This is a genomic window from Burkholderia sp. S-53, from assembly GCF_025560745.1.
In the GTDB taxonomy this organism is placed as follows: domain Bacteria; phylum Pseudomonadota; class Gammaproteobacteria; order Burkholderiales; family Burkholderiaceae; genus Burkholderia; species Burkholderia pyrrocinia.
This window is the reverse complement of record NZ_CP090484.1, coordinates 1,510,996-1,534,477: the sequence shown is the minus strand read 5'-3', so window position 1 is coordinate 1,534,477 and position 23,482 is coordinate 1,510,996. Positions and strand designations below refer to the sequence as shown.

General features: G+C 68.6%; 25 protein-coding genes. 18 read left to right on the top strand and 7 right to left on the bottom strand.

Features of this window, described 5'->3' with window-relative positions:
• The first annotated feature begins 66 nt into the window (after positions 1–66).
• The 4 genes from LXM88_RS28975 (at position 67) to LXM88_RS28960 (ending at position 4,864) form a co-directional block, all read left to right on the top strand.
• Positions 67–1,053 (top strand): hydroxymethylglutaryl-CoA lyase, encoded by a 987-nt coding sequence (locus LXM88_RS28975; RefSeq protein WP_262546624.1) that lies wholly within the window; start codon positions 67–69, stop codon positions 1,051–1,053.
• Positions 1,050–2,342, top strand: a complete 1,293-nt coding sequence (locus LXM88_RS28970; RefSeq protein ID WP_262546622.1) for a CaiB/BaiF CoA transferase family protein — start codon at positions 1,050–1,052, stop codon at positions 2,340–2,342. The genes LXM88_RS28975 and LXM88_RS28970 overlap by 4 nt, the downstream gene beginning before the upstream one ends.
• Positions 2,343–2,424: 82 nt before the next feature.
• Entirely contained in the window at positions 2,425–3,732 is a 1,308-nt protein-coding gene (locus LXM88_RS28965; RefSeq protein ID WP_262546620.1) for an MFS transporter, read from the top strand.
• Between the two features lies 1 nt (position 3,733).
• Positions 3,734–4,864, top strand: a complete 1,131-nt coding sequence (locus LXM88_RS28960; protein ID WP_262546617.1) for an amidohydrolase family protein — start codon at positions 3,734–3,736, stop codon at positions 4,862–4,864.
• Positions 4,865–4,892: 28 nt separating this feature from the next.
• On the opposite strand, the gene LXM88_RS28955 is transcribed toward LXM88_RS28960, so the two are convergent.
• The 3 genes from LXM88_RS28955 to LXM88_RS28945 form a co-directional block, all read right to left on the bottom strand.
• A complete protein-coding gene (locus LXM88_RS28955; RefSeq protein ID WP_262546616.1) occupies positions 4,893–5,369 on the bottom strand; it encodes an SRPBCC family protein in 477 nt (158 codons plus the stop codon).
• A 119-nt stretch (positions 5,370–5,488) separates the two neighbouring features.
• The gene (locus LXM88_RS28950; RefSeq protein ID WP_262546613.1) at positions 5,489–5,974 is read right to left on the bottom strand and encodes an SRPBCC family protein; all 486 of its coding nucleotides are present in this window, start codon (positions 5,972–5,974) and stop codon (positions 5,489–5,491) included.
• On the bottom strand, positions 5,946–6,311 hold the full coding sequence (locus LXM88_RS28945; RefSeq protein WP_262546612.1) for an ArsR/SmtB family transcription factor: 366 nt from the start codon (positions 6,309–6,311) through the stop codon (positions 5,946–5,948). Before LXM88_RS28945 ends, LXM88_RS28950 begins: the two co-directional genes overlap by 29 nt.
• Positions 6,312–6,502: 191 nt before the next feature.
• Between LXM88_RS28945 and LXM88_RS28940 the strand changes: the two genes are divergently transcribed.
• From LXM88_RS28940 to LXM88_RS28930, 3 genes are all read left to right on the top strand, one after another.
• Positions 6,503–7,033, top strand: coding sequence for a GNAT family N-acetyltransferase (locus LXM88_RS28940; RefSeq protein WP_262546610.1), 531 nt, complete (start codon positions 6,503–6,505; stop codon positions 7,031–7,033).
• A 34-nt stretch (positions 7,034–7,067) separates the two neighbouring features.
• Positions 7,068–7,853, top strand: a complete 786-nt coding sequence (locus LXM88_RS28935; protein ID WP_262546609.1) for a YhfC family intramembrane metalloprotease — start codon at positions 7,068–7,070, stop codon at positions 7,851–7,853.
• A gap of 277 nt (positions 7,854–8,130) precedes the next feature.
• Positions 8,131–8,709 carry a hypothetical protein gene (locus LXM88_RS28930; RefSeq protein ID WP_262546607.1) on the top strand — a complete coding sequence of 193 codons (579 nt, stop codon included), beginning with the start codon at positions 8,131–8,133 and terminating at the stop codon, positions 8,707–8,709.
• 33 nt (positions 8,710–8,742) lie between these two features.
• On the opposite strand, the gene LXM88_RS28925 is transcribed toward LXM88_RS28930, so the two are convergent.
• On the bottom strand, positions 8,743–9,327 hold the full coding sequence (locus LXM88_RS28925; protein WP_262546605.1) for a TetR/AcrR family transcriptional regulator: 585 nt from the start codon (positions 9,325–9,327) through the stop codon (positions 8,743–8,745).
• Positions 9,328–9,666: 339 nt separating this feature from the next.
• Between LXM88_RS28925 and LXM88_RS28920 the strand changes: the two genes are divergently transcribed.
• The gene (locus LXM88_RS28920; RefSeq protein ID WP_262546604.1) at positions 9,667–10,371 is read left to right on the top strand and encodes an SDR family oxidoreductase; all 705 of its coding nucleotides are present in this window, start codon (positions 9,667–9,669) and stop codon (positions 10,369–10,371) included.
• Between the two features lie 55 nt (positions 10,372–10,426).
• On the opposite strand, the gene fabV is transcribed toward LXM88_RS28920, so the two are convergent.
• Positions 10,427–11,629, bottom strand: coding sequence for an enoyl-ACP reductase FabV (gene fabV, locus LXM88_RS28915; protein ID WP_262546602.1), 1,203 nt, complete (start codon positions 11,627–11,629; stop codon positions 10,427–10,429).
• A gap of 160 nt (positions 11,630–11,789) precedes the next feature.
• Between fabV and LXM88_RS28910 the strand changes: the two genes are divergently transcribed.
• From LXM88_RS28910 to LXM88_RS28885, 6 genes are all read left to right on the top strand, one after another.
• The gene (locus tag LXM88_RS28910) at positions 11,790–12,323 is read left to right on the top strand and encodes a GbsR/MarR family transcriptional regulator (RefSeq protein WP_262546975.1); all 534 of its coding nucleotides are present in this window, start codon (positions 11,790–11,792) and stop codon (positions 12,321–12,323) included.
• Between the two features lie 89 nt (positions 12,324–12,412).
• Positions 12,413–13,732: an SDR family oxidoreductase gene (locus LXM88_RS28905; protein WP_262546601.1), complete on the top strand. Its 1,320-nt coding sequence runs from the start codon at positions 12,413–12,415 to the stop codon at positions 13,730–13,732.
• Positions 13,729–14,199 carry a DUF2269 family protein gene (locus LXM88_RS28900; RefSeq protein ID WP_262546599.1) on the top strand — a complete coding sequence of 157 codons (471 nt, stop codon included), beginning with the start codon at positions 13,729–13,731 and terminating at the stop codon, positions 14,197–14,199. The genes LXM88_RS28905 and LXM88_RS28900 overlap by 4 nt, the downstream gene beginning before the upstream one ends.
• A gap of 97 nt (positions 14,200–14,296) precedes the next feature.
• Positions 14,297–15,166 carry a thiol-disulfide oxidoreductase DCC family protein gene (locus tag LXM88_RS28895; RefSeq protein WP_262546597.1) on the top strand — a complete coding sequence of 290 codons (870 nt, stop codon included), beginning with the start codon at positions 14,297–14,299 and terminating at the stop codon, positions 15,164–15,166.
• Positions 15,163–16,662, top strand: a complete 1,500-nt coding sequence (locus LXM88_RS28890) for a TIGR01777 family oxidoreductase (protein WP_262546596.1) — start codon at positions 15,163–15,165, stop codon at positions 16,660–16,662. Before LXM88_RS28895 ends, LXM88_RS28890 begins: the two co-directional genes overlap by 4 nt.
• Before the next feature lie 72 nt (positions 16,663–16,734).
• Positions 16,735–17,358 (top strand): glutathione S-transferase family protein, encoded by a 624-nt coding sequence (locus tag LXM88_RS28885; RefSeq protein ID WP_262546594.1) that lies wholly within the window; start codon positions 16,735–16,737, stop codon positions 17,356–17,358.
• 83 nt (positions 17,359–17,441) lie between these two features.
• Here the strand turns inward: LXM88_RS28885 and LXM88_RS28880 are convergent, their stop codons facing one another.
• Together LXM88_RS28880 and LXM88_RS28875 are read right to left on the bottom strand one after the other, a co-directional pair.
• Positions 17,442–18,842 (bottom strand): serine hydrolase domain-containing protein, encoded by a 1,401-nt coding sequence (locus LXM88_RS28880; protein ID WP_262546593.1) that lies wholly within the window; start codon positions 18,840–18,842, stop codon positions 17,442–17,444.
• 191 nt (positions 18,843–19,033) lie between these two features.
• Positions 19,034–20,209, bottom strand: coding sequence for a hypothetical protein (locus tag LXM88_RS28875; RefSeq protein WP_262546591.1), 1,176 nt, complete (start codon positions 20,207–20,209; stop codon positions 19,034–19,036).
• Between the two features lie 285 nt (positions 20,210–20,494).
• Between LXM88_RS28875 and LXM88_RS28870 the strand changes: the two genes are divergently transcribed.
• From LXM88_RS28870 to LXM88_RS28855, 4 genes are all read left to right on the top strand, one after another.
• Positions 20,495–20,914, top strand: coding sequence for an HIT family protein (locus LXM88_RS28870; protein ID WP_034181692.1), 420 nt, complete (start codon positions 20,495–20,497; stop codon positions 20,912–20,914).
• 253 nt (positions 20,915–21,167) lie between these two features.
• Positions 21,168–21,335, top strand: a complete 168-nt coding sequence (locus tag LXM88_RS28865) for a hypothetical protein (RefSeq protein ID WP_193099666.1) — start codon at positions 21,168–21,170, stop codon at positions 21,333–21,335.
• Positions 21,336–21,487: 152 nt separating this feature from the next.
• Positions 21,488–22,147: a methyltransferase family protein gene (locus tag LXM88_RS28860; RefSeq protein WP_262546586.1), complete on the top strand. Its 660-nt coding sequence runs from the start codon at positions 21,488–21,490 to the stop codon at positions 22,145–22,147.
• 377 nt (positions 22,148–22,524) lie between these two features.
• On the top strand, positions 22,525–22,980 hold the full coding sequence (locus tag LXM88_RS28855) for a hypothetical protein (protein WP_262546584.1): 456 nt from the start codon (positions 22,525–22,527) through the stop codon (positions 22,978–22,980).
• Positions 22,981–23,482 lie beyond the last annotated feature (502 nt).

Sequence of the window (23,482 nt, the reverse complement as noted above, 5' to 3'; positions counted from 1 at the left end):
TCGACGCACGTCTAGAGTTCCGTCTAACAGAACCGTGTTCTTTCAGATAGAACGATGAGGTGTCGAATGAGCGTTTCCGAATATCCGAAGGTGCTGGTCAGCGAGGTCGGGCCGCGCGATGGCCTGCAGAGCATCAGGACCGTGATGCCGACGGCCGGCAAGCTGCGCTGGATCGCCGCGCTGGCCGCGGCCGGCCTGCGCGAGATCGAGGTGGGGTCGTTCGTGCCGGCCAGGCTGTTGCCGCAGATGGCCGATGTGCGTGAAGTCGTCGCGCACGCGCTGGCGATACCCGGGCTGCACGTCGCCGCGCTCGCGCCGAACCTGCGCGGCGCCGAGGGCGCATTCGACGCGGGCGTGCACAAGCTGACGCTGCCGGTATCGGTGACGGAAGCGCATTCGCTGGCCAACATCCGCAAGACGCCCGCGCAGATGATCGACGAGGTGCGCGCGATCGTCGCGCTGCGCGATGCGCGGTTTCCGTCGGTGCAGATCGAGGCGGGCGTGTCGGTCGCGTTCGGCTGCACGATCGCGGGCGCCGTCAGCGACGACGAGACGATCGCGATGGCCGTCGCGATGGCCGAATGCGGGGTCGACGAGATCGGGCTGTCCGATACGAGCGGCTATGCGAACCCGGCGCAGGTGCGCCGGCTGTTCGCGCGCCTGCGGCGCGAAGTCGGCGACAAGGCCGGTGGCGCGCATTTCCACAACACGCGCGGGCAGGGTCTTGCGAACGTCGTCGCGGCGCTCGACGCGGGCGTGACGACGATCGACGCGAGCCAGGGCGGTCTCGGCGGGTGCCCGTATGCGCCGGGGGCGACCGGCAATATCGTCACCGAGGATCTGGTGTTCCTGCTCGAATCGATGGGATATGACACGGGCGTCGACGTCGATGCGCTGCTCGCCGCGCGCGCGATCCTGCACGACGCGCTGCCGTCCGAGGCGCTGTACGGCCACGTGCCGGACGCCGGGTTGCCGAAGGGCTTCCGCTATGCGGACGGCCGCGCTGCGGCGGCGGCTCAGCCGGAAGGATGTCTGGCGGGAGTCGCGCAATGAACGATCGGCAACCTGCCGCGCCGCTGCCGTACGAAGGCCTGCGCGTGATCGAGATGACGCACATGGTGATGGGTCCGACCTGCGGGATGCTGCTCGCGGATCTCGGTGCGGAAGTCATCAAGATCGAGCCGATCGCGGGCGACAGCACGCGTGTGCTGCGCGGTTCCGGCGCGGGCTTCTTCGGGATGTTCAACCGCAACAAGAAGAGCCTCGCGGTCGACGTGAAGGATCCGCGCGGGCTGGAGATCGTGCTGCGGCTCGTCGGGACGGCGGACGTCTTCAGCGAGAACTTCAAGAGCGGCACGATGGACCGGCTCGGCCTCGGTTATCCGGCGCTGTACGCGCTGAATCCGCGCCTCGTGTACGTATCGCACAAGGGCTTCCTGCCGGGGCCGTACGAGCACCGCACCGCGCTCGACGAAGTCGTGCAGATGATGGGCGGCCTGGCCTACATGACGGGCCCCGAGGGCCGGCCGCTGCGCGCGGGCGCGAGCGTGAACGACATCATGGGCGGGATGTTCGGCGCGATCGGCGCGATGGCCGCGCTCGCGCAGCGCGAGCGCACCGGCCGCGGCCAGCAGGTGCAGAGCTCGCTGTTCGAGAACAACGTATTCCTCGTCGCGCAGCACATGATGCAGTTCGCGGTGACGGGGCAGGCCGCGTCGCCGATGCCGAGCCGGATTTCCGCGTGGGCCGTCTACGACGTGTTCTCCGTGAAGGACGGCGAGCAGATCTTTCTCGCGGTCGTGTCGGATACGCAGTGGGCGCTGTTCTGCGACGCGTTCGGCTTTGCGGCGCTGAGGGACGATCCGCGCGTCGCGACCAACAACCTGCGCGTGCAGGCGCGCGAATGGCTGCTGCCCGAGTTGCGCGCGCGGCTCGCGCCGCATTCGGCCGCGGAGATCGGCGCGATCTTCGAATCGATCGGCCTGCCGTACGCGCCGATCACGAGGCCGCAGGACCTGTTCGACGATCCGCATCTGCTGGCGACCGGCGGCCTCGAAGCGGTGACGCTGCCGGCCGACGCGAGCTGCGCAGGCCGGCCGGTCGACACGCGCACCGCGCTGCTGCCGCTGACGCTCGCGGGCGAGCGCCTGCGGCTGCGCTCGGCGCCGCCCGCGCTCGGCCAGGACACGCACGCGTTGCTCGGCGAGCTCGGTTATGCGCCGGACGACGCGCGTGCGCTGATCGAAGCGGGCGTCGTCGCGGGACAGTACGGCGCGGACGGTGCGGCACCGGGCGACGGACCGGGCGGCGCGCCTTCGCCGAACGAAGTGGCGAGCGCATAGCGCGGCCGCGATCCATCGAACGAACGAAGGCACCCGGCCGCGCAACGCGCGGGCGCGGACGGCCATATCCACGGAGACAACCATGACATCCGCTTCCCCGGCGCTGGCCGCCGATCGCGAGACCGACGCGTCGGTCGAGCAACGAGCCGTGCGCAAGGCCGCGTGGCGCTTCATTCCGCTGCTCGCGCTGGCTTACTTCTTCAACTACCTCGACCGCACGAGCGTCGGGTTCGCGGCGCTCACGATGAACCGCGATCTCGGGCTGACCGCGACGCAGTTCGGCTGGGGCGCGGGGATCATGTTCGCGGGCTACTGCGTGTTCGAGGTGCCGAGCAATCTCGCGCTGTATCGCTTCGGCGCGCGCCGCTGGCTCGCCCGCATCATGATCACGTGGGGGCTGATGGCGGCCGCGACCGCGCTCGCGACCGGGCCGACGAGCTTCTATGCGATCCGGCTGCTGCTGGGCATCGGCGAGGCCGGGTTCTTTCCGGGCGTGATCTTCTTCCTCGCGGTGTGGTTTCCGGCGAGCTACCGGACGCGCGTGCTGGCGTGGTTCACCGTGTCGACGCCGCTGTCGTCGCTGATCGGCGGCCCGCTGTCGACGTGGCTGCTGCAGCTCGACGGCGCGCTCGGGCTTGCCGGCTGGAAGTGGATGTTCATCGTCGAAGGGCTGCCAGCGTGTGCGCTCGGCTTCTTCGTGCTGAAGCTGCTGTCCGATTCGCCGGCGGACGCCGCGTGGCTGTCGAACGACGAGCGCGCCGCGCTGCAGCGCGCGTTCGAGCGCGAAGGCGCGGCCGCCGGCCGCAAGAAGCGTTTCGGCGTCGCGCTGCGCGACGTGCGCGTGTACGTGCTCGCGCTGATCTCGTTCGGCTTCACGATGGGTTCGTACGGGATCGGCATCTGGCTGCCGCAGATGCTGAAGGCGCACGGCATGTCGACGATGCAGACGGGCTGGCTGTCCGCGGTGCCGTACTTCTTCGCGACGGTCGCGCTGCTGTGGTGGGCGAAGCGGGTGGACCGTCGCGGCGGCGCTGTCGCGAACCTCGCGATCGGGCTGTTCATCGGCGCGGTGGCGCTCGGCGTGTCGACGCATTTCCTGACGCTCGGGCCCGCGCTCGTCGGCATCACGCTCGCGCTGGTCGGCACGATTGCCGGGCGCACGATCTTCTACACGCTGCCTTCGCGATTCCTGTCCGGCCAGGCCGCGGCCGGCGGGCTGGCGCTGATCAACTCGATCGGCGCACTCGGTGGCTTCGCGGGCCCCTATCTCGTCGGCTACCTGAAGGACAGCTTCGGCACCTTCACGGCCGGCATGCTCGGCCTCGCGATCGTGCTGGCGATCACGACGCTGCTCACGCTGTCGCTGTATGCGTTCGACCGGAGCGAATGACATGGACACGACGATTTCGATCAAGCGACGCCGGCTGCTCGGCGCGGCCGCCGCGTCGCTCGCGCTGCCCGCGTTCGCCGATACGCAAGCGCCGGCCCACGATGGAGTTTCCCGCATGACGACGCAAGGCAACTATCTGGCGGTCCGCCCCGACTGGCTGGCGTCGGCGTTCGAACCCGCGCTCGAGCCCGACCTGCCGATCGTCGACGCGCATCATCATTTCTATGAACGGCCGGGCTGGATTTACCTGCTCGACGACTATCTGCAGGACGCGCGCTCGGGGCACAACATCCAGGCGTCCGTCTACATGCAGGCGCAGACGCGCTACCGCGATTCCGGCCCGGCCGAACTGAAGCCGGCCGGCGAGACGGCCTATGTCGCCGGCGTGACCGAGCCGCTGCAGCACGGCCGTCCGGCCGTCGCGAAAGGCATCGTCGGACACGCGGACCTGCGGCTCGGCGAACGCGTGCGCGACGTGCTGGAAGCGCATCTCGAAGCGGGGCGCGGGCGGTTCCGCGGGGTTCGGCACCTGACCACGTGGGATGCCGATCCGACGCTCGCCAATCCGCTGTCGGCGGTGCCGCGCGGGCTGCTGCTCGATTCCGCGTACCGGGCCGGCGTCGCGCAGCTCGCGCCGCTCGGGCTGTCGTATGACGCGTGGCTGTTCTTTCCGCAACTGCCCGAGCTGTTCGAGCTCGCGAAGGCGAATCCCGATACGCGGATTATCGTCAATCATTGCGGCGGCGTCGTGCGGATCGCCAGCTATGCGGACCGGCGGCCGGAGGTGTTCGAGCGCTGGTCGGCGTCGATGCGCACGCTCGCGCAACTGCCGAACGTGTACGTGAAGGTCGGCGGGCTCGGGATGCGCATCAACGGGTTCGATTTCGAGAAGGGCGCGCGGCCGCCGTCTTCCGGGCAGCTCGCCGACGCGTGGAAGCCTTGGATGCTGACGTGCATCGAAGCGTTTGGCGCCGAGCGCTGCATGTTCGAGAGCAATTTCCCGGTCGACAAGGGCTCGTATTCGTACGTGAACGGCTGGAATGCGTTCAAGCGGCTGACCGCGCACGCGAGCCCGGACGAGCGCGACGCGCTGTTCCGCGGCACGGTGACGCGCGCTTACCGGCTGGGCTGACGGCGCGTCACGGCACGCCCGCGCGCGCTCACCCTGCCTCGACCAGCGCCGCGAGCTTCGCCAGCGCCATGCGCCAGCCGGTCTCGTTGTCGGCGACCGGCACGCCGGGCGGTATCCCGTCTTGCACGGCGTCCACGCGCGTGCCGCCCGCTTCGTCGGACAGCGTGATCGTGATCGTCATGGCGCCGCGCAGCATCGGATCGTCGGTCTCGAACACGTCGATCTCGACGACCTGCTGGTCCGGCACGAGCGTGACGAAGCGGCCATGGTAGGTATCGGTGCGCGCGGTGGTCTTGCCGGTGTCGGCCGACGGCGCGTCGTAGCTCAGCGACACGCGCAGCGCGCCGCCTTCGCGCGCATCGTACGCATGCACGCGGCACGTCATGCCGTCCGGCACCTTCCATTGCTCGACCGCATGTGGATCGAGCAGCGCGCGGTAGACGCGCCCGCGCGGTGCGTTCAGGTGCCGGCTGACCCGGGTCGAATGCGTGTGCGTATGCAACATGGCGCCTCCCGCGGAACGCGCGCGACGGTGCACGCCGGATGCCGGCGTGTCGTCACGCTTCCTTCAGGAATCGTAGGCGCGGGCGGGGCGGCATGCAATGACCGCGCACTCGCCCGCGTTCAGCGCAGCGTGGCCGCGAATGCGTCGAGTTGCGTGATGCAGGTGTTCCAGCCCTCGAAGAAACCGAGCGCTTCGTGGCGCTCGCGCGTCGCGGCATCGGGGTGCATCACGCGCGCCTCGTAGCGGCTGCCCGCAGCGTCGTCGGCCATCGTGACGATCGCCGTGAAGCCCAGCCACGGCACCTGCGGCCGCCAGCCGCCGGCGAGCATCGACGTGAACGCGATGCGCGCTTCGGGCACGATTTCGACGAAGCAGCCGGGATTGTCGCTCGTGGCGCCATCGGGGCCGCGCATGTAGGTGTGGAAGGCGCCGCCCGGCCGCAGGTCGAACGCGCGCACCTCGGTGGTCCACGGCTTCGGGCACCACCATTCCTTGAGCAGTTCGGGGTCGGTCCACGCACGCCACAGTGCTTGGCGCGGCGCGCGCAGCGTGCGCGTGATCACGAGATCGTGGGCTTCAGCGGGTTCGACGTGGCTTGCTGACATCGTGCTCCTCCTGATGGCGGCGTTCGACGAATTCGACGAGACGATCGGATCGCGCTTCCCACAGCGCGCGCTGTGCGGCGAGCCATGCCTCGGCCTCGGTCAACCGGCTGCCGACCAGCGCGCAGGTGCGCGAGCGGCCGGTTTTGCGGGTCTGGACGAGGCCGCTGCGCTCGAGCACGGCGACGTGCTTCATGAACGACGGCAGCGCCATGTCGAACGGCGCTGCCAGCGCGGAGACGGTCCGCTCGCCCTGGCCGAGCGCGCTGACGATCGCGCAGCGCGTCGGGTCGGCGAGGGCGTGGAAGACGTCGCTGATGCCGGGTTGAAAGTTAGCCATGCGGCTAAGTATAGGCGATGCAGCGGGAATTTTCGTCGCGTAGGATGATGGGGCGGTAACACGCGCCAACCCGCGCCGCGTTGCCGGACACCTGCCGCCGTTGCGCAAGACTGGACGACCGGCTGGCGTTCTTTCCAATCCGGGCGCATGACGAACGAACGCGTGCGGCCGGGCTGATTACCGGAGATGGCATGACCGAACCTGTTACCGTCCGCCGCGTCGGCGCGCGCGACGCGAGGGCCTGCGTCGACGCGCTGGCCGACGTGCTGATCGATTGCGTCGAGGGCGGCGCATCCGTGAGCTTCATGTTGCCGATCGAGCAGCCGACCGCCATCGCGTTCTGGACGCGCGTGGCCGACGGCGTGGAGAACGGCGAGCGCATCCTGCTCGTCGCCGAGGACGCGGCCGGCCGGATCGTCGGCACCGTGCAGGTCGTGACCGCGCAGCCCGAGAACCAGCCGCATCGCGCCGATATCGCAAAGATGCTCGTGTCGCGGCACGCGCGCCGGCAGGGCGTCGCCGCGCAGCTGATGGCGGCGGCCGACGCGGCCGCGCGCGACGCCGGCAAGACCGTGCTCGTGCTCGACACCGTGACGGGCGGCGACGCCGAGCGGCTTTACGAGCGGGCCGGCTGGCAGCGCGTCGGCGTCGTGCCGAACTTTGCGCTGATGCCCGACGGCGCGTTCTGCGCGACGACGTTTTTCCACAAGCAGCTCGCATAGCGGCGGGCGCCAGCGCCGCGCATCGGTATTCGTCATGCATCCGGTCGCCCCGGCTCTCCTGTTCGTCACGCTCGCGACCGGTGTCGTCGCGTGGCTCGCGCCTGCGTTGCTCGCGGTCGCGTGGCGCCGCCGCACGCAGGTGCCGTTGCGCGTGTTTTTCTACGGCATGCTGACCTTTTTCGTGTTCCAGCCGGTGCTTCGCATGTCGTGGCAGGTTCCGCTGTACCGCTGGCTCGCTCACGACCCGCGCTGGCATGTGCCGATGCTGGTGTTCGCGGCGTTGACGGCCGGGCTCTTCGAGGAATGCGGGCGCTGGCTCGCGTTCCGGTATCTGCTGCCGAAGCGGCGCGACGCGCGGACGGCCGTGATGCTCGGGCTCGGGCACGGCGGGCTGGAGGCGATGCTGCTGGTCGGCGTCGGGTTCCTCGCGCTCGGCACGGGCTACCTGCTCGCGCACGAGGGCGTCGTCGTGCCTGAGGGCGTGCAGTCGCTGATCGGGTCGCAGTTCGCGGGCATGACGCTCGCGTCGCCGTTTCTCGCGCTGCTCGAACGCGTGAGCGCGCTGGCCGCGCATGTCGGCTTGTCGCTGATCGTGCTGCAGGCATTCGTGCGCGGCACGCAGCGCTGGCTCGTGTATGCGATCGCGATCCATTTCGTGCTCGACCTCGTCGTCGTGCTGCTGACGCGGTACTGGCATGTCGATACCGTGCTGGTCGAGGCGATCCTGTTCGCGTGCAGCGCCGCGATCCTGTGGCTTGGCATTCGCTGGAGCCGCTGGGGGACGGGCGCCGGCGACCCGCGCACGGGGCCCGCCGCGTGACGCGCGTCGCCTGTTTCAGCCGTGCGCGGCGGGGTTCGAGCGCCGGGTGGCCGGGCGTGCTCCGGGTCGCCACCGGCCGGCGAGGTTCAAGGCCATGCCTGCCGTGACGCCTGACGATGCAGGCGAGCGCAGGGACGTGTGCCTGGTCTCGCTGAGCGTCGAGAGCGGGGCAGCGCCGGAAGTCGGCCAGAACGACAAGCAGGGCCGGAGGCATCGCCGGTCCGATATATTCACGCAGGAAGAACGCCAACAAAACGCTACGAGACCCGCCACCTCGATGAAACGCTCGCATGTCGCTTTCGCCCTCACGGCCCTGCTCGTCGCACTGCCGATTGCCGCGTATGCGCTCGTCAAGCCGCTGCGCGTCGTCGCGCCCGCACTGATCCCCGGCGTGTCCTGCCCGAGCGCCGACATCTGCACGGACGATGCCGCGAAGCTCGGCGACGCGCAGCAGCTCTATCGCGACGGCTATGCGCGCGCGGCGGCGGCCGTCGGCGCGTTCCGCGCCGCGCCGCGCGTCGTGTTCTGCTCGACGCGCGCGTGCGCCGACGCATTCGGCCTCGGCACGCGTGCGGCGCTGACGCTCGGGAATTTCGGCGTGGTCATTGCGCCGCGCGGCTGGCAGACCTACTTTCTCGCGCATGAACTGATCCATCACCGCCAGGCGGAAGTGCTCGGCAACCTGGCCGTCGTGACCAAGCCGCGCTGGCTGATCGAAGGGATGGCGTATTCGCTCAGCGAAGATCCGCGCCATCCGCTGACCGAGCCGTTCGAAACGTGGCGCACGCGTTTTGACACGTGGCATGCGGCGCTGGGCGGGCAGGCGCTGTGGGACGCCGCACGGGCGGTCGAATAGCGCGGCAAGGGCGGCGCGCCACCGCGCGCACCGTTACGCCGGCGCGACCGGATCGGCGCGTGTGCCGGTCAGCGTATCCCGTCCCGCGACGAGGATCTCGTCGGCCAGCACGGGATCGGTGCCGGCGATCGCGCGCGACAGCACCAGCGCGCCGACCATCTGGCTGAAGACCGCGAGCGCGTCGCGGCGCGTCTGTGCGGGCGTCGCGCCTTCGGTCGCCACCATCCGTTCCAGCCGGTCGAGATACGCGGCGAAGCCGTGCGCGTAGCACGCGCGCGCCGCGTCGGTCAGTCGCGGCGCGTCGCCCGCGAAGCCGGATAGCGGACACCCGGCCTCGACATTGTCGCGATGCGCCGCCGACAGATACAACGCTACCTGCGCGGCGAGACTGCCGGCATTCGGCGAATCCGCGCGGTCCTGCATCGCCTTTTCCATCACCTCGGCGACCAGCGCATCCTTCGACTTGAAGTGGTTGTAGAAGCCGCCCTGCGTGAAGCCGGCTTCCTTCATCAACTCCGTCAACCCGACGGCGTCGACGCCGCGTACGCGGAACAGCCGCTCGGCGGCCGCGACGATCGCGCTCCGGTTCTCGGCAGCCTGCTGTCTTGACACGCCCATCGATCCCTCCCTGATTTTGCTGATCGCGTCGATTGAAAATCACAATGGCGATCACAATTGACATGCCCGGGCGGCGCGAACACAATGCACCGCAAAGACAATGGTGATCGACATTGATATCGAGTGTAGCCGACTTGGCGGGCAGTGCGAAGCCAGGTTCGGCACGCGGATGGCAATCGGTCGAGGTCTTTGGCGCCGCGGGTGACGGGCAGCGGACGGCTCACCGTCTGCCCCCGGCGGCGCAGCGATTCGGTACGCAATGGCAGCCTCGTTTTCCACCGGATCTCACGCGCGCGACGAGCCGGCGCGCATGCGATTCATCATGCGAAAGGAACGATCATGAAGATCGAAGGTGCAGTCGTTTTCGTGACGGGCGCAAACCGCGGGCTCGGGCTCGAGTTTGCGAAGCAGGCGCTCGCAAGAGGGGCGCGGAAGGTCTATGCGGCGGCGCGCGATCCGGCCACCGTGACGCTGCCGGGCGTCGTGCCCGTGAAGCTCGACGTGACCGATCCGGCGGCCGTCGCCGCGGCTGCCGACGCGGCGCGCGACGTCACGCTGCTGATCAACAACGCAGGCATCGCGAGGCTCGGCAGCCTGACGGACGACGGCGCGCCCGACGCACTGCGTGAACACTTCGAAACCAACGTATTCGGGATGCTGGCGATGTCGCGGGCGTTTGCCGGAATCCTCGCCGGCCATGGCGGCGGCGCGATCCTGAACATCCTGTCCGTCGCGAGCTGGGTGAACCGGCCGATCCTGGCGGGCTACGGCGTGTCGAAATCGGCCGCGTGGGCGCTGACCAACGGGCTGCGCCATTCGTTGCGCGAGCAGCGCACGCAGGTCGTCGGGCTGCATGCCGGTTTCATCGACACCGACCTGACGCGCGGCCTCGACGTGCCGAAGGCCACGCCGGACGACGTCGTGCGCCAGGCCTACGATGCGATCGAAGCGGGTGCGGAGGAAGTGTCGACCGACGAATTCACGCGTCACGTGAAAGCCACGCTGTCGGCGGGCGTCTATCTGGAAGAACCGGCGCCGCGCTGACGCCGCCGGGAACCTCGACCCGCCGCCCGCGCGGTGCGCGCGGCGGGCCGTGCCGTCAGGCCGTGGTGTCGATGATGCCCGGGATCTTCACGTCCGGGTTCACGTCCGCGTCGTAGTCGACGCCGGCGATCTCGAAGCCGAACAGCCGCAGGAAGTCGGTCTTGTAGCCGGCGAAGTCGGTCAGCTCGTACAGGTTCTCGTTCGTCACGTGGTCCCACTGCGCGACAACCTTCGCCTGCACCTGCGGATCGAGTTCCTTGTAGTCCGCGCGCAGGCGGCCTTCTTCGTCGACGTGCGGCGTCGCGCCGTACAGGCTGTCCTTGAGGAGCCCGTACACCTGCTCGATGCAGCCTTCGTGCGTGCCGGTTTCCTTCATCACCTTGAACAGCAGCGACAGGTACAGCGGCATCATCGGAATCGCCGAGCTGGCCTGCGTGACGACGGCCTTCAGCACCGACACGCGGGCGTCGCCGCCGTGCGCGGCCAGCTTGTCGCGGATCGACAGCACCTTCTTGTCGAGATCCTTCTTCGCTTCGCCGATCGAGCCGTTCCAGTAGATGTCGTGCGTGATCTGCTCGCCGAGATACGTGAACGCGGTCGTCTTCGCGCCGTCGGCCAGCACGCCGGCTTCATCCAGCGCGTCGATCCACATCTGCCAGTCCTCGCCGCCCATCACGGCGACGGTGCCGTCGATCTCTTCCTGCGTCGCCGGTTCGAGCGCGACTTCGCGGATCACTTCCTTGTCGGTGTCGAGGCCGCGGAACGTGACCGCCTTGCCGATCGGCTTGAGCGTGGAGCTGATCGTTTCGCCCGTCTTCGGGTGCGTGCGGCGCGGTGCCGCGAGGCTGTAGATGACGAGATCGACCTTGCCGAGATCCTGCTTGATGGTGTCGATCGTGACCTGCTTGACCTTGTCGGAGAATGCGTCGCCGTTGATGCTGCGCGCATAGAGCCCCTTTTCGGCGGCGAATTTCTCGAACGCGGCGCTGTTGTACCAGCCGGCCGTGCCGGGCTTCGATTCGCTGCCGGCGCGCTCGAAGAACACGCCGAGCGTGTCCGCGCCCGAGCCGAATGCGGCCGAGATCCGGGCGGCGAGGCCGTAGCCGGTCGACGCGCCGATCACGAGCACCTTCTTCGGGCCGTTGGCGATCGGGCCGTGCGAAGTCACGTAGTCGATCTGTTCCTTGACGTTGGCTTCGCAGCCGACGGGATGAGTCGTCACGCAGATGAAGCCACGCACGCGCGGTTTGATGATCATGGAAACCTCTGTTCAGAAAGGCGGAAACGGCCTGAAATCGGAAAAATCCCGCGCATTGTAAAGGAAGCGGCCGATCGCGGGCGGGCGCGGTCGGAAGGTGCCGGATCATCCGGCTATTTCTCTCTTGACAGAAATAACTGAAATGAATAAATTTCCCGACATGGAACTCACACCGATTGCCGAACGATTCATTCTCCACTGGGGCGAAATGGGCTCGCGGTGGGGCGTCAACCGAACCGTCTCGCAGATCCACGCGCTGCTCTACCTGGCCGGCCGGCCGGTCGCGGCCGACGAGATCGCCGAGACGCTCAACGTCGCGCGCTCCAACGTCAGCACGAGCCTGAAGGAACTGCAGGCGTGGCGCCTCGCGAAGGTCGTGCATGTGCTGGGCGATCGTCGCGACCATTTCGAGACGTCGACCGACATCTGGGAATTGTTCAAGCTGATCGTCGAAGGGCGGCGGCAGCGCGAGATCGAGCCGACGCTCACGGTGCTGCGCGATTGCCTGACGAGCCCCGAGATCGCCAACGAGAGCCGCGAGACCGAACAGCGCATCCGCGACACGCTGCAGTTCGTCGAGACGCTCACGACCTCGTCGGACGAGATGCTGCGGCTCAAGCCCGATACGCTGATGAAGGCGCTCGGCATCGGCGCGAAGATCAGCCAGACGGTCAGACGCAAGTCGTCGAAGTAAGCGGTAACGAAAGTGCGGGCACGCAGCCCGCTTTTTTCGGAGTCGGTATTTCTGTCTGTACAGAAATAACTGTAAAGAGAGGCGTAAAAATGAATGCAGTCTTGCCGTCGACCGGCCAGGGCGGCCGCACCGGGGAACGCAGCATGACCGTCCTCGTCTGCGGTGCGAACGGCTTCATCGGGCAGGCACTGTGCGCGCAGCTCGAAGCCGGCGGCCATCGCGTGCTGCGTGGCGTGCGCGAGGCGGCCGGCCCGCGCGACGTTGCGATCGACTTCGCGAAGGACGTCGATCCCGACGCGTGGCCGGAACGGCTGGAGGGCGTCGACGTGGTGATCAATGCGGTCGGCATCCTCGCCGATCGACGCGGTGCGACGCTCGACACAGTGCATCGCGCCGCGCCGTGCGCGCTTTTCACCGCGTGCTGCCGCGCGCGCGTGCGGCGCGTGATCCAGATCTCGGCGCTCGGCGTCGAGCGCGGCGATACGCGGTACTTCGCGAGCAAGCACGCAGCCGACCGCTTCCTGCAGACGCTGCCGATCGACTTCCGGATCGTGCGTCCCGCGCTCGTCTACGGGGCGGCCGGCACGTCGGCGCGGTTTTTCCGGATGCTCGCGAGCCTGCCCGTGCATGCACTGCCGGCGGGCGGCCATCAGCGGCTGCGTCCCGTGCACGTCGACGATCTCGCCGAACTCGTCGCGCGGCTCGTCGCGCAGTCGTTCGATTCGCCGGCGGCCGGCAGCGCGGTGATCGACGTGGTCGGCAACGACGAAGTCGAATACCGCGAGATGCTGGCCCGCTACCGCGCCGCGCTGGGGTTTCCGCCGGCCGCCGGCGTCACGCTGCCGGGCCCGCTGGTCGGCGCGGCGGCCGCGCTGCTCGGCGCGCTGCCGGGTGCGATGCTCACCCGCGACACGTGGACGATGCTGCGCTACGGGAACAGCGGCGATCCGGCGGCCGCCACGGCCGTGCTCGGCCGGCCGCCGCGCGGCATCGGCGGTTTCATCGGCGCGGACGCAGCCGCGCTGCGCCGCGACGCGCTCGCGATGTGGCGGCGCCCGTTGCTGCTGGGCGCGCTCGCGATCGTGTGGATCTGGACGGCCATCGCAAGCGCGTTCATCCATCCGCTGCACGCAAGCCTCGCGTTGCTCGCGCATGCGCACCTGACGGGGCTGCCTGCGCTGGTCGCGCTCTACGCGGCAAGCGCGCTGGACTTCGCGTTCGGCATCGCGACCGTCGCCGTGCCGTCGCGCCGCCTGTGGGTTGCGCAAGCCGCGCTGATCGTCGCGTACTCGGCCGTCATCGCGGTCACGATGCCGGGCCTGCTGGCCGAACCGTTCGGCCCCGTGCTCAAGAACGTGCCGATTCTCGCGATCCTGTTGATCCTGTTTTCAGAAGAAGAACACGCATGAATACCTATCTCGTCGTCAAGGCGCTGCATATCCTGTCCTCGGTGCTGCTGGTCGGCACGGGGTTCGGCACCGCGTTTTATCTGTTCTTCGCGAACCGCACGCGGTCGGTGCCCGCGATCGCGACCGTGTCGCGGCTCGTGGTGCGCGCGGACTGGTGGTTCACGACACCGGCCGTGATCTTCCAGCCGGCGTCCGGGTTGTGGCTCGCGCATACGGCCGGCTGGCCGTGGCATACGCCGTGGCTCGTCGCGTCGATCGTGCTGTATGCGGTCGCCGGCGCGTGCTGGCTGCCGGTCGTATGGCTGCAGGTCGAACTCGCCGCGATGGCGAAGCTCGCTTACGTGAACGGCGACGGCGCCTTGCCGGAACGCTACTGGCGCTATGCGAGGCGCTGGGAACTGCTCGGTTATCCGGCGTTCTTCGCGATGCTGTCCGTCTACTTCCTGATGGTGATCAAGCCGATGTAGGCGCGTCGCCGCCGCACGGGAGCGGCGGTGCGGCGCACCTGCAAGCAGTCGATCGATCGATTCATGATGCTTGCGATAACAAGAAGGAGTGCAAATCATGGACTCAAATGAACTAGTGCTGTACTTCGACGGACGGTGTCCGTTGTGCGTCGCGCAAATGCGGCGTCTCGCGGCATGGAATACGCGACACCGGCTGGCATTCGTCGATATCGCCGCGCCGGGTTTCGATCCCGCGCCGCTGGCCGTCGACCTGCCCGCGCTGAATCGCGAGCTGCACGCGCGTCTGCCCGACGGACGCATGCTGACCGGCGTGGACAGCATCCTGGCCGCCTATACGCTGGTCGGGCGCCGCTGGCTCGTCTGGCCGCTTCGCGTGCCGGCGGTGCGCGATGCGTTCGCACCGCTGTATCGACGCTTCGCACGCAACCGGCATGCCGTGTCGCGCTGGCTCGGCTATCACGCCGAAGCGCACTGCGACGGGCAGGCGTGCGGTATCGATCAGGCCGACGAACGCACGGCGGTGCAACCGCCTGCGCGCGACAACCTGCGCCGGATCGTCGTGAGCTGGATGTACGCCGCGGCGATCGTGCATCTGCTCGTCGGCGTGGCCGTTCCGTGGCTTGCCGGCGCACCGCTCGCCGATGCGTATCACCGCGCCATCGAACTGCATTTCTGGGCCGGTGCGGCACCTGAACCGGCACGTGCCCAGCAGATCTGGTGGATGTCGCTGATCGGCGCGACGGTGCAGTGCGCGTCGGTCTGGATGCTCGCGCTCGTCCACCTCGGCAACCGGTTGCGCAGGCGGGAAGTGTGGGGATGGCTGCTGGCCGGCCTGCTGGTCTGGGCGCCGCAGGACCTGCTGTTTTCATTGCAGGCCCATGTGTGGGGCCATGTGGCGATCGACGCGGCCGCACTCGTCGCGATGGTTCCGCCGCTTGTCTGGCTGTTGAGGAGGGATACCGTATGAACACCTTGCCTGCCTTCGACTGGGCGCTCAACCTGCTGATCGTGCAGGGCGCGATGGGCGCATTCGATACGCTTTATCACCACGAACTCACGCAGGACCTGCCGCACAGCCCGCGCGCGCGGCTCGAGCTGGCGATTCATGCGGTGCGTTCCGTGCTCTACGGCCTCGTGTTCGCATCGATCGCGAACGTCGCGTTTCATGGCGCCTGGGTCGCGGCGATCGCGGCGGTGGTGCTCGTCGAAGTGGTGCTGACGTTGTGGGATTTCGTCGTCGAGGACCAAAGCCGCAAGCTGCCGGCGACCGAGCGCGTGCTGCACACGCTGCTGGCCGTCAACGGCGGCGCGCTGTTCGGATTGCTCGCAATGCAACTGGGCGTCTGGGCGCACGAACCGACCGCGCTGCATGCGATCGACGTCGGCTGGCGCGGCTGGCTGCTCAGCCTGTTCGCCGTCGGCGTGACGGTGTCGGGTATCCGCGACGGAATTGCCGCGTGCCGCATCGCACGACACGCGCCGGTTGCCAATCCGTTCGCGGGGCAGCCGGCCGGCAACGTGCTCGTCACCGGCGGCACGGGTTTTATCGGCGAAACCCTGGTGAACCAATTGCTCGATGCGGGGCATACGGTCACGTTGCTGGCTCGCGATCCGCTGCGCGCCGCCTACCAGTTCCAGGGCCGCGTGCGCAGCGTGACGTCCGTCGAACAGTTGCAGCCGCACGAGCGTTTCGACACGGTGATCAATCTTGCGGGCGCGCCGGTGCTGGGCGCGCGCTGGAGCAAGCGCCGGCAGGCGCTGCTGCTTGCCAGCCGCGTCGGCGTCACGCAGTCGCTGACGCGCTGGGTCGAAACCGCCGAGGTCAAGCCGCGCACGTGGATCCAGGCATCCGCGATCGGCTACTACGGTGTGCGGCCGGCCGACGAACGGCTCGACGAGGGTAGCCGCGCCGGCACCGGTTTCATGTCCGACCTGTGCCGGCAATGGGAACGGTCCGCGCAGCCGCTCGAGCGCCACGGGGTGCGTACGGTCGTGCTGCGGCTGGGCATCGTGTTCGGCCCCGGCGGCGCGTTGCGTCCGATGCTGCTGCCGCATTACTTCGGGTTGGGCGGACGCTTCGGCGACGGCGAGCAGGTCATGAGCTGGATTCACCGGGACGACGTACTGCGGATCATCGCGCGCGCGATGTCGCATGCGGGCATGCACGGCGTCTACAACGCGGTCGCGCCCGGGGCATTGACCCAGCGCGAGTTCGTGCAGGCCGTGACGAAGGTGCTGCGCCGCCCCGCATGGCTGCACGTGCCGGCCGCGCCGCTGCGCTGCGCGATGGGCGAGATGGCCGAGCTGCTGCTGGACGGGCAGCGGGTGATGCCGGCGCGGCTGCATCAGGACGGCTTCATGTTCCGGTTCCCGACCGTCGAGCACGCGCTGCGCGACCTGACGAATCGGCCGCACGCCGATTTCGCGCGCCCGGCCTGTCGTTTCCCTCAAGGTCGTGTATAAATTCGGCGTGACCGCGCTCGGGACGTGTCGTGCGTCCCGGGTGCTCCGCATCCGACCTCACAAGGAGACTGCATGCTGCACATCCTCGGCAAGATCCCGTCCATCAACGTTCGCAAGGTGCTGTGGCTGTGCACCGAGCTGAACCTGCCGTTCGAACAGGAAGACTGGGGCGCGGGTTTCCGCACGACCAACGATCCGGCCTATCTCGCGCTGAATCCGAACGCGCTCGTGCCCGTCATCAAGGACGACGATTTCGTGCTCTGGGAATCGAACACGATCATCCGCTACCTCGCGAACCGCTATGGCGACGACGCGCTCTATCCGGCCGAGCCGCAGGCGCGCGCGCGGGTCGATCAATGGATCGACTGGCAGGGCGCGGACCTGAACCGTTCGTGGATCGGCGCGTTCCTCGGCCTCGTGCGGAAATCGCCCGATCATCAGGATCCGGACGCCATCGCGCAGTCGATCACGGGCTGGACGAAGCACATGCGCGTGCTGAACGCGCACCTGGAATCGACCGGCGCGTTCGTGGCCGGCGACACCTTCACGCTCGCGGACATTCCGATCGGCCTGTCGGTGAACCGCTGGTTCGGCACGCCGTTCGAGCGTCCGGATTTCCCGGCGGTGTCGCGCTATATCGAGCGTCTCGCGACGCGCGAAGGCTTCAAGACCTACGCCGGCAGCGCGAATCCGTGACGTTTCGCCGATAGCGCGCGGCGCGACGGCGTTGCGATCGCCGCCGCGCCGCTTCCGGCATGCAGGGGCCCGCGGGCCCGTCGTCACGCGCCGGGTGCCGGCATCGCGTCGAGCACGCGCGCGAGAAACGCCTCGTGATTCCACGCGGATTCCGGCCGCGACAACCCGAGCCGCACGACCACCAGCTGGCGGCTCGGCACCACGCTCACGAACTGGCCTTCATGGCCGACCGCGTGAAACGCGTCGGCCGGCATCGCGCTCGCATGCGGATCGCGATCGTTGAACGGCTCCGGCACCTTGACCCACAGATGCGCGCCGAACTCCTGGCGTGACGATAACGGCGTCGCGCGCGTCAGGTAGCGCACCCAGCCTTCCGGCAGCAGCCGCTGCCCGTTCCACTCGCCGTCCTGCAGCAGAAGCTGCCCGAAGCGCGCCCAGTCGCGCGCGCTCGCATACATGTACGACGGGCTGCCGAGCGTGCCGGACGCATCGGGTTCGAACACCGCGCTGCGCATGTCGAGCGGCGCGAACAGCGCGCGGCGCGGAAACGCGAGGTAGTCGTCCTCGCTGCCGCCCATCGCTTCGCGCATCACGCGCGCGACGATCGCGCTCGTGCCGCTCGAGTAGTACCACTGCGCGCCGGGTGTCGTGGCGAGCGGTTTCGCCGACGCGAACCGCGCGGTATCCGGCTGCGTGAACAGCATCACGGCGACGTCGGACAGCGGGTCGTCGTAGTCCTCGTTGAATTGCAGGCCGCTCGTCATCCGCAGCAGCTCGTCGAGCGTGATGGCCGCGCGCGGGTCGCCGCTGCCGCGCCATTCGGGCAGCAGCGCCGATGCATCGGGCGACAGCTTGTGCTGCGCGACGAGCATGCCGACCAGCGCGGCCGTCACGGTCTTCGTCATCGACCAGCCGGGCAGCGGCGTGTCGGCCGTGAAGCCGGGCGCATAACGTTCGGCGATCACGTGGCCGCGCCACATCACGACGACCGCGCGTGTGCGCCGCGGCCGCGCCGGATCGGGTTCGTCGAAGGCGCGGTCGAGCGCGGCCTGCAGCTTGTGCGCGTCGATGCCGACGGGTGGCGCGACGGGTGCCGGCTGCGCGGGCGGAGGATCGGGGACGGGCGGCAACGCGGCCGGCAAAGCGCCGGGCGATGGCCCGAGTGCGAGCGTACAGCCGAGTCCGGGCCGGAAGTCGGCTGCGCGCTCGGCGAAGCCGGCGAAGGTTGCCACCGCACGATGATGGTCGGGGTCGAGCGACGGGCGCACCAGTTTCAGCAGCGGATGCACGCCGGCCATGATGTCGACGTCGATCACGGACGCGGCCGGGCGGCCCGACACGTACACGCCGGAACACAGCGCCTTCGCCGCATAGCCGGTCGCGATCGGCGCGAGCCGCGACAGCATGTATCCCGCATAGCCGATCGCGGCCAGCAGCACCAGGGCGGCGCCCCGTCGGATCAACGGCTTGATGGGTGTCGTCATGCGCGGGCGTCCTCGGTTGTCTGCGGGCGGGCCATGAACCGGCAGTGTCGCAGGTTCGGGCAAGCGGTGGCAATCGCGGGTGCGTGCGACGCCGGCTGGCGTCGGTCGGGCGGAGGTTGCCCGGTGCGTGTGAATCGTATGTGTCGATCGCGCATGTGAACGGGCCGCAGGCGGCCCGTTCACGTGGTGCGTCATTGCGCGTTGTTGTTGTCCGAACGCAGTGTCCAGACCGTCGCGGTATTGGTGTTGTCGTCGACGGCCGCGAATTCCGACTGGCCTTTGCTGCCTTGCCCGAACGCAAGGCCGAATGCCGAGCCCGGCGCGGTATCGACCTGCATCTGCGCGACGAAGCGCCCGTCCACCGTGAATTCGACGATCTCGCTCGGTTGCAGCGGGTCGGGGTTGACCGCGTCGCCGTTCGCGGTCACGAGATGGCCGTTCGGCGCGAGTGCCAGCGCGAGCGGGCCGTGCAGGTGCTTTGCGTCGAAGTAGATCATCCGTCCGACACCGCCGTTGCGGTTCGTCGACGCGGCATTGTGGATCGCGAACACCGCATTGTCGCCGGTGGAGGCGACATACAGGACGTCGATGTTCGGGTCGTACGCGAGGCCGGTCGGGCCGACGACGAGCGCATTGGGATCGGTTCGGTTCACGTAGCCGGACGCGATGATGCGCGAGCCCGGCAGCATCGTGACGCCGTCGTCGCCGATCGCCAGTTCGATCCGTGCGACCGTGCCGTTCAGTACGTTCGACACGAACGCGGTTACGCGCCGGCCGCGATCGATCACGGTCATGTCCCACGGCCCGTCGAGCAGCGTGGCGTTCACCAGTTGCGTGACGAGATTGCCTGCCGGATTGATGACGAGCAGCGAGCCCGGCGCGGCCACGGTCTTGCCGTCCGGCGTCGGCACGTTGCCGACCAGCACGAAGCCGCTGCGCAGCACCGTGAGCGCGGTCGTCAGGCCCAGGTTGCTGCCCTGGAAGAACGTCGCCGGCGTATTGCCGGGCGACAGCTTCACGATCGTCGTGCCGGTGCCTTGCAGGTTCGATGCCGCGTTGAAGTTCGACACGACGACGTCACCCGGTTTCAACGTGCTCCAGCTCGGTACACCGCGCGGCACGAACGCGATGCCGTACGGATTGAGATCGCCGTTGGCGGGCACGGTCGATGCAGTCACCGACGAAACCGGCAGGATGATGTCGCTGCCGCCGGCCCACGCGAACGTCGACGACAACGCGGCCAGCCCGGCGGCGCACGCCGCACGGCATAACGTGCGCGCGAGCGCGTGCGACGCGCGCGCGAACACCGGCGGGTGCGCGGCGAAGACGGTCGAGGCGGGTGAACGACAGGAAGGGAGAGGGTCCATGGCATGACTCCGGTTGATGAACGCGAGCAGTCATCCCGGCTGCCGGCCAGCGCAGCCGACGGGTGTCCGGCACGGGTTCGCGATCTTGCCGCGCGAACCCACGCTCGAAATAAACGGATGGCGACGGCTGCTTATTCCATCCGGTTGCGCTCGTTGCGTGCGCACCAGTAGCCATTGTTCGCTGCGATGGCAACACGACCTGACAGGTTGAAATATCGGCTGCGGTCGGCCGATAATCGTCGGGCATCGAACGCTCACCCATTCCAACCGTTATCGGAAACCGCCATGTCCTACGACAACAACAACCCGTTCGCCAGGATCCTGCGCGGCGAACTCCCGTGCGTGAAGGTCGCGGAAGACGACGCGACCCTCGCGATCATGGATCTGATGCCGCAGGCCGACGGTCACGTGCTCGTGATCCCGAAGGAGCCGGCCGCGCAGATCTTCGAGCTGTCCGGCGACGCGGCCGCGGCCGGCATCCGCATGACGCAGCGTGTCGCGGCGGCGGTGCGCGCGGCGCTCGAGCCGGACGGCGTGTTCATCGGCCAGTTCAACGGCGCGGCGGCGGGCCAGACGGTCCCGCACGTGCACTTCCACGTGATCCCGCGCTGGGAGGGCGCCGAGCTGCGGATGCACGCACGCGATATCGCCGACGCGGCGACGCTCGAATCGATCGCGCAGCGCATTCGCGCGCGTTTCGTGTAACGGCGTGTTCGCATGCGGCGCGGCGGCGGCGTACGTGCCGGCCGTCGCGCCGCAGCGGTCTGTTTCGGCGGTCACGCGAAGTAACACGTGTAACCGCCAGCGAAACTCGGCTCGGCAAGCCCGGCGCTAGACTCCGCGCATTACTTCATCGAGCGACAGGAAGAACGGAGCGCCTCTTCGTGCCGGCCGCCGCGTCCCGCGGCGGCGTGGTCATCGCGAGGTGTCATTCGTCTTTCGCGCCGGGAATCGAGCCATGTCCAGACTTCTCATCACGCTTGCCCTGATCGGCGGCCTGTCCGGCTGCTACGTCGCGCCGCCGTACGGTTACTACGCACCCGCGCCGGCCTATTACGGCTACGCGCCGGCGTACTACGCGCCGCCCGTCAGCGTCGGGATCGGCGGCAACTTCCGCATCCGCTGATCGGGCACCCGGCGCGGGCCTTGCCCGCACCGGTTCGCTGCCCTGCGCCGGACGATTCGCGCGGATTCGCGCGCCGCATCACGACGGCGCGCTGCGCGTCGTGCGCGCGGTTCCTATACTTCACAGGAAAGTGCATCTCCGGTGAGGCAGCCATGTCGGTCACACGCAAGGTCGCTGTGCTGTCGGGCGTATCCACGCTCGTCTATCTCGGGCTCGCCGTGCTCGGTTTCGGCGGGTTCGCCGCCTTTTTCTCGCATTCGCCGCTGACCGTCATCGTCGTCGCGACACTCGCGATGGCCGTCGTCGCGATGTTCACCGAAGGCAACCTGAGCGCCGGCGAGCGCGAGAACCGCGACAACCGCTGGGTGCTCGCGGCATTCGCGGCGAGCGGCTTCCTGCTCGCGTATCTGCCCGCGCTGACCGACCGGCTCGATGTCTGGACCTTCGGCGGCGAGGCGGTGCGATGGCTCGGCGTCGCGCTGTACATCGCGGGCGGTGCGCTGCGCCTCTGGCCCGTGTTCGTGCTCGGCAAGCGCTTCAGCGGGCTCGTCGCGATCCAGCCGGGCCATACGCTCGTGACCGACGGCATCTACCGCCGCATCCGCAACCCGAGCTATCTCGGCCTGCTCGTCAATTCGGCCGGCTGGGCGCTCGCGTTCCGCTCGGGCGTCGGTGTGCTGCTGGTCGCGCTGATGATCGTGCCGCTCGTCGCGCGCATCCGCTCCGAGGAAGCGCTGCTGCGTTCGCAATTCGGCGCCGAATACGACGCGTATTGCGCGCGGACCTGGCTGCTGCTGCCCGGCGTGTACTGACCCCCTCATCTCGCTCCGACCGTCGCTTCGGCGTGCGCTCACGACACATGCCCGATGTGTTGCCACGTGTGTCGCGAACGTGCGACGGCGCGCGTGTCAGGTCTGCCGCTCCGCAGGGTCTGATCCTCGCCGAAGCCAATGCCGGCGGGGGTTTCAGGCGAATTCGGCGAGCGCTTTGGACGTCCGTAATTCGCAAACAACTTGTTACCAGAATGTCGACGGCAAGGGTGTGGGACCGGTGCTATTCTTCGCCGCAAGCTCGTTGAAATGAATTGGTCCGGGGTTCGGCACAATGCCTGAATCGACGTCGATCGATTCAGATCGTCGTACCGAGCGGACCTTCGATAACCAGATTGCGAACAAGGAAGAATACGGGAATGTGGAAGAAAATCGCCCCCGCTCTCGTCGTCGCCGCGCTGACCGGCACGACTGCACTGCCGGCATTGGCCGGTGACTTGAATAACGCGCTTGGCGGCGCGCTCGGCGGGGTTGCCGGCGCAGCGGTCGGCGGCGCGGTCGGCGGCAGCACCGGCTCGGTAATCGGCGGCGCCATCGGCGGCGGCGCGGGTGGTGCGGTGACGTCGAACCGTCGCGAGCGCACCGGCGCGATCATCGGCGGCGCACTCGGCGGCGGCGCAGGTACCGCGGCAGGCAACGCGATGGGCGGCCGCACGGGCGGCCTGCTGGGCGCGGCGGTCGGCGGCGGCGCGGGCGCGGCGCTCGGCGGCAACATGTCGCGCAGCTCGTACGAGCGCGATTACGGCGATCGCGGTTATCGCGGCGATCGCGGCTATCATCGCCACAAGCATCACCACCACCGCGACTGGGACTGATCGCCGCGGGCGCGGTACGGTGCGCGACCTGCGCACCGGCGCGCCGACGGCGTCGGCACCCGACGCGAGAATCGGCCCGGCGGCCTGCCGGGCCGCCATCGCCGGCCAGCCCGGCGACCCTTTCCGGCTTCATCAGCCGCTGCCATGCGCCCGATCGACGGGCCGGCCATTTCCCCCTCGTCGTATTTCCCCGCTTCCCGACTACACAGCCTGTCGCGCCTGAATGCATCCGGGCAAGTTCGGCGGACGCCATCCACTTTCCGTTCGCGGTCGTCGCTTCGATCCGTTCCGGCATGACGAAGGTCTGCAACGGGAGCGGAGCCGCCCGCACCCGAGCGCACATCGACCGTCTGCCATCCGCGTAACCGGATGTATCGCGACCTGCATCGCGCCACCGGTACGGCTGCGATCGGAGGTTTCGCAGCGATCGTCCCGGTGCCCGTCCGCAATGCGCCGGCCGTCAGGATTTCCCTGATACGCAGGCTGCCGCGTCACGCCGCTT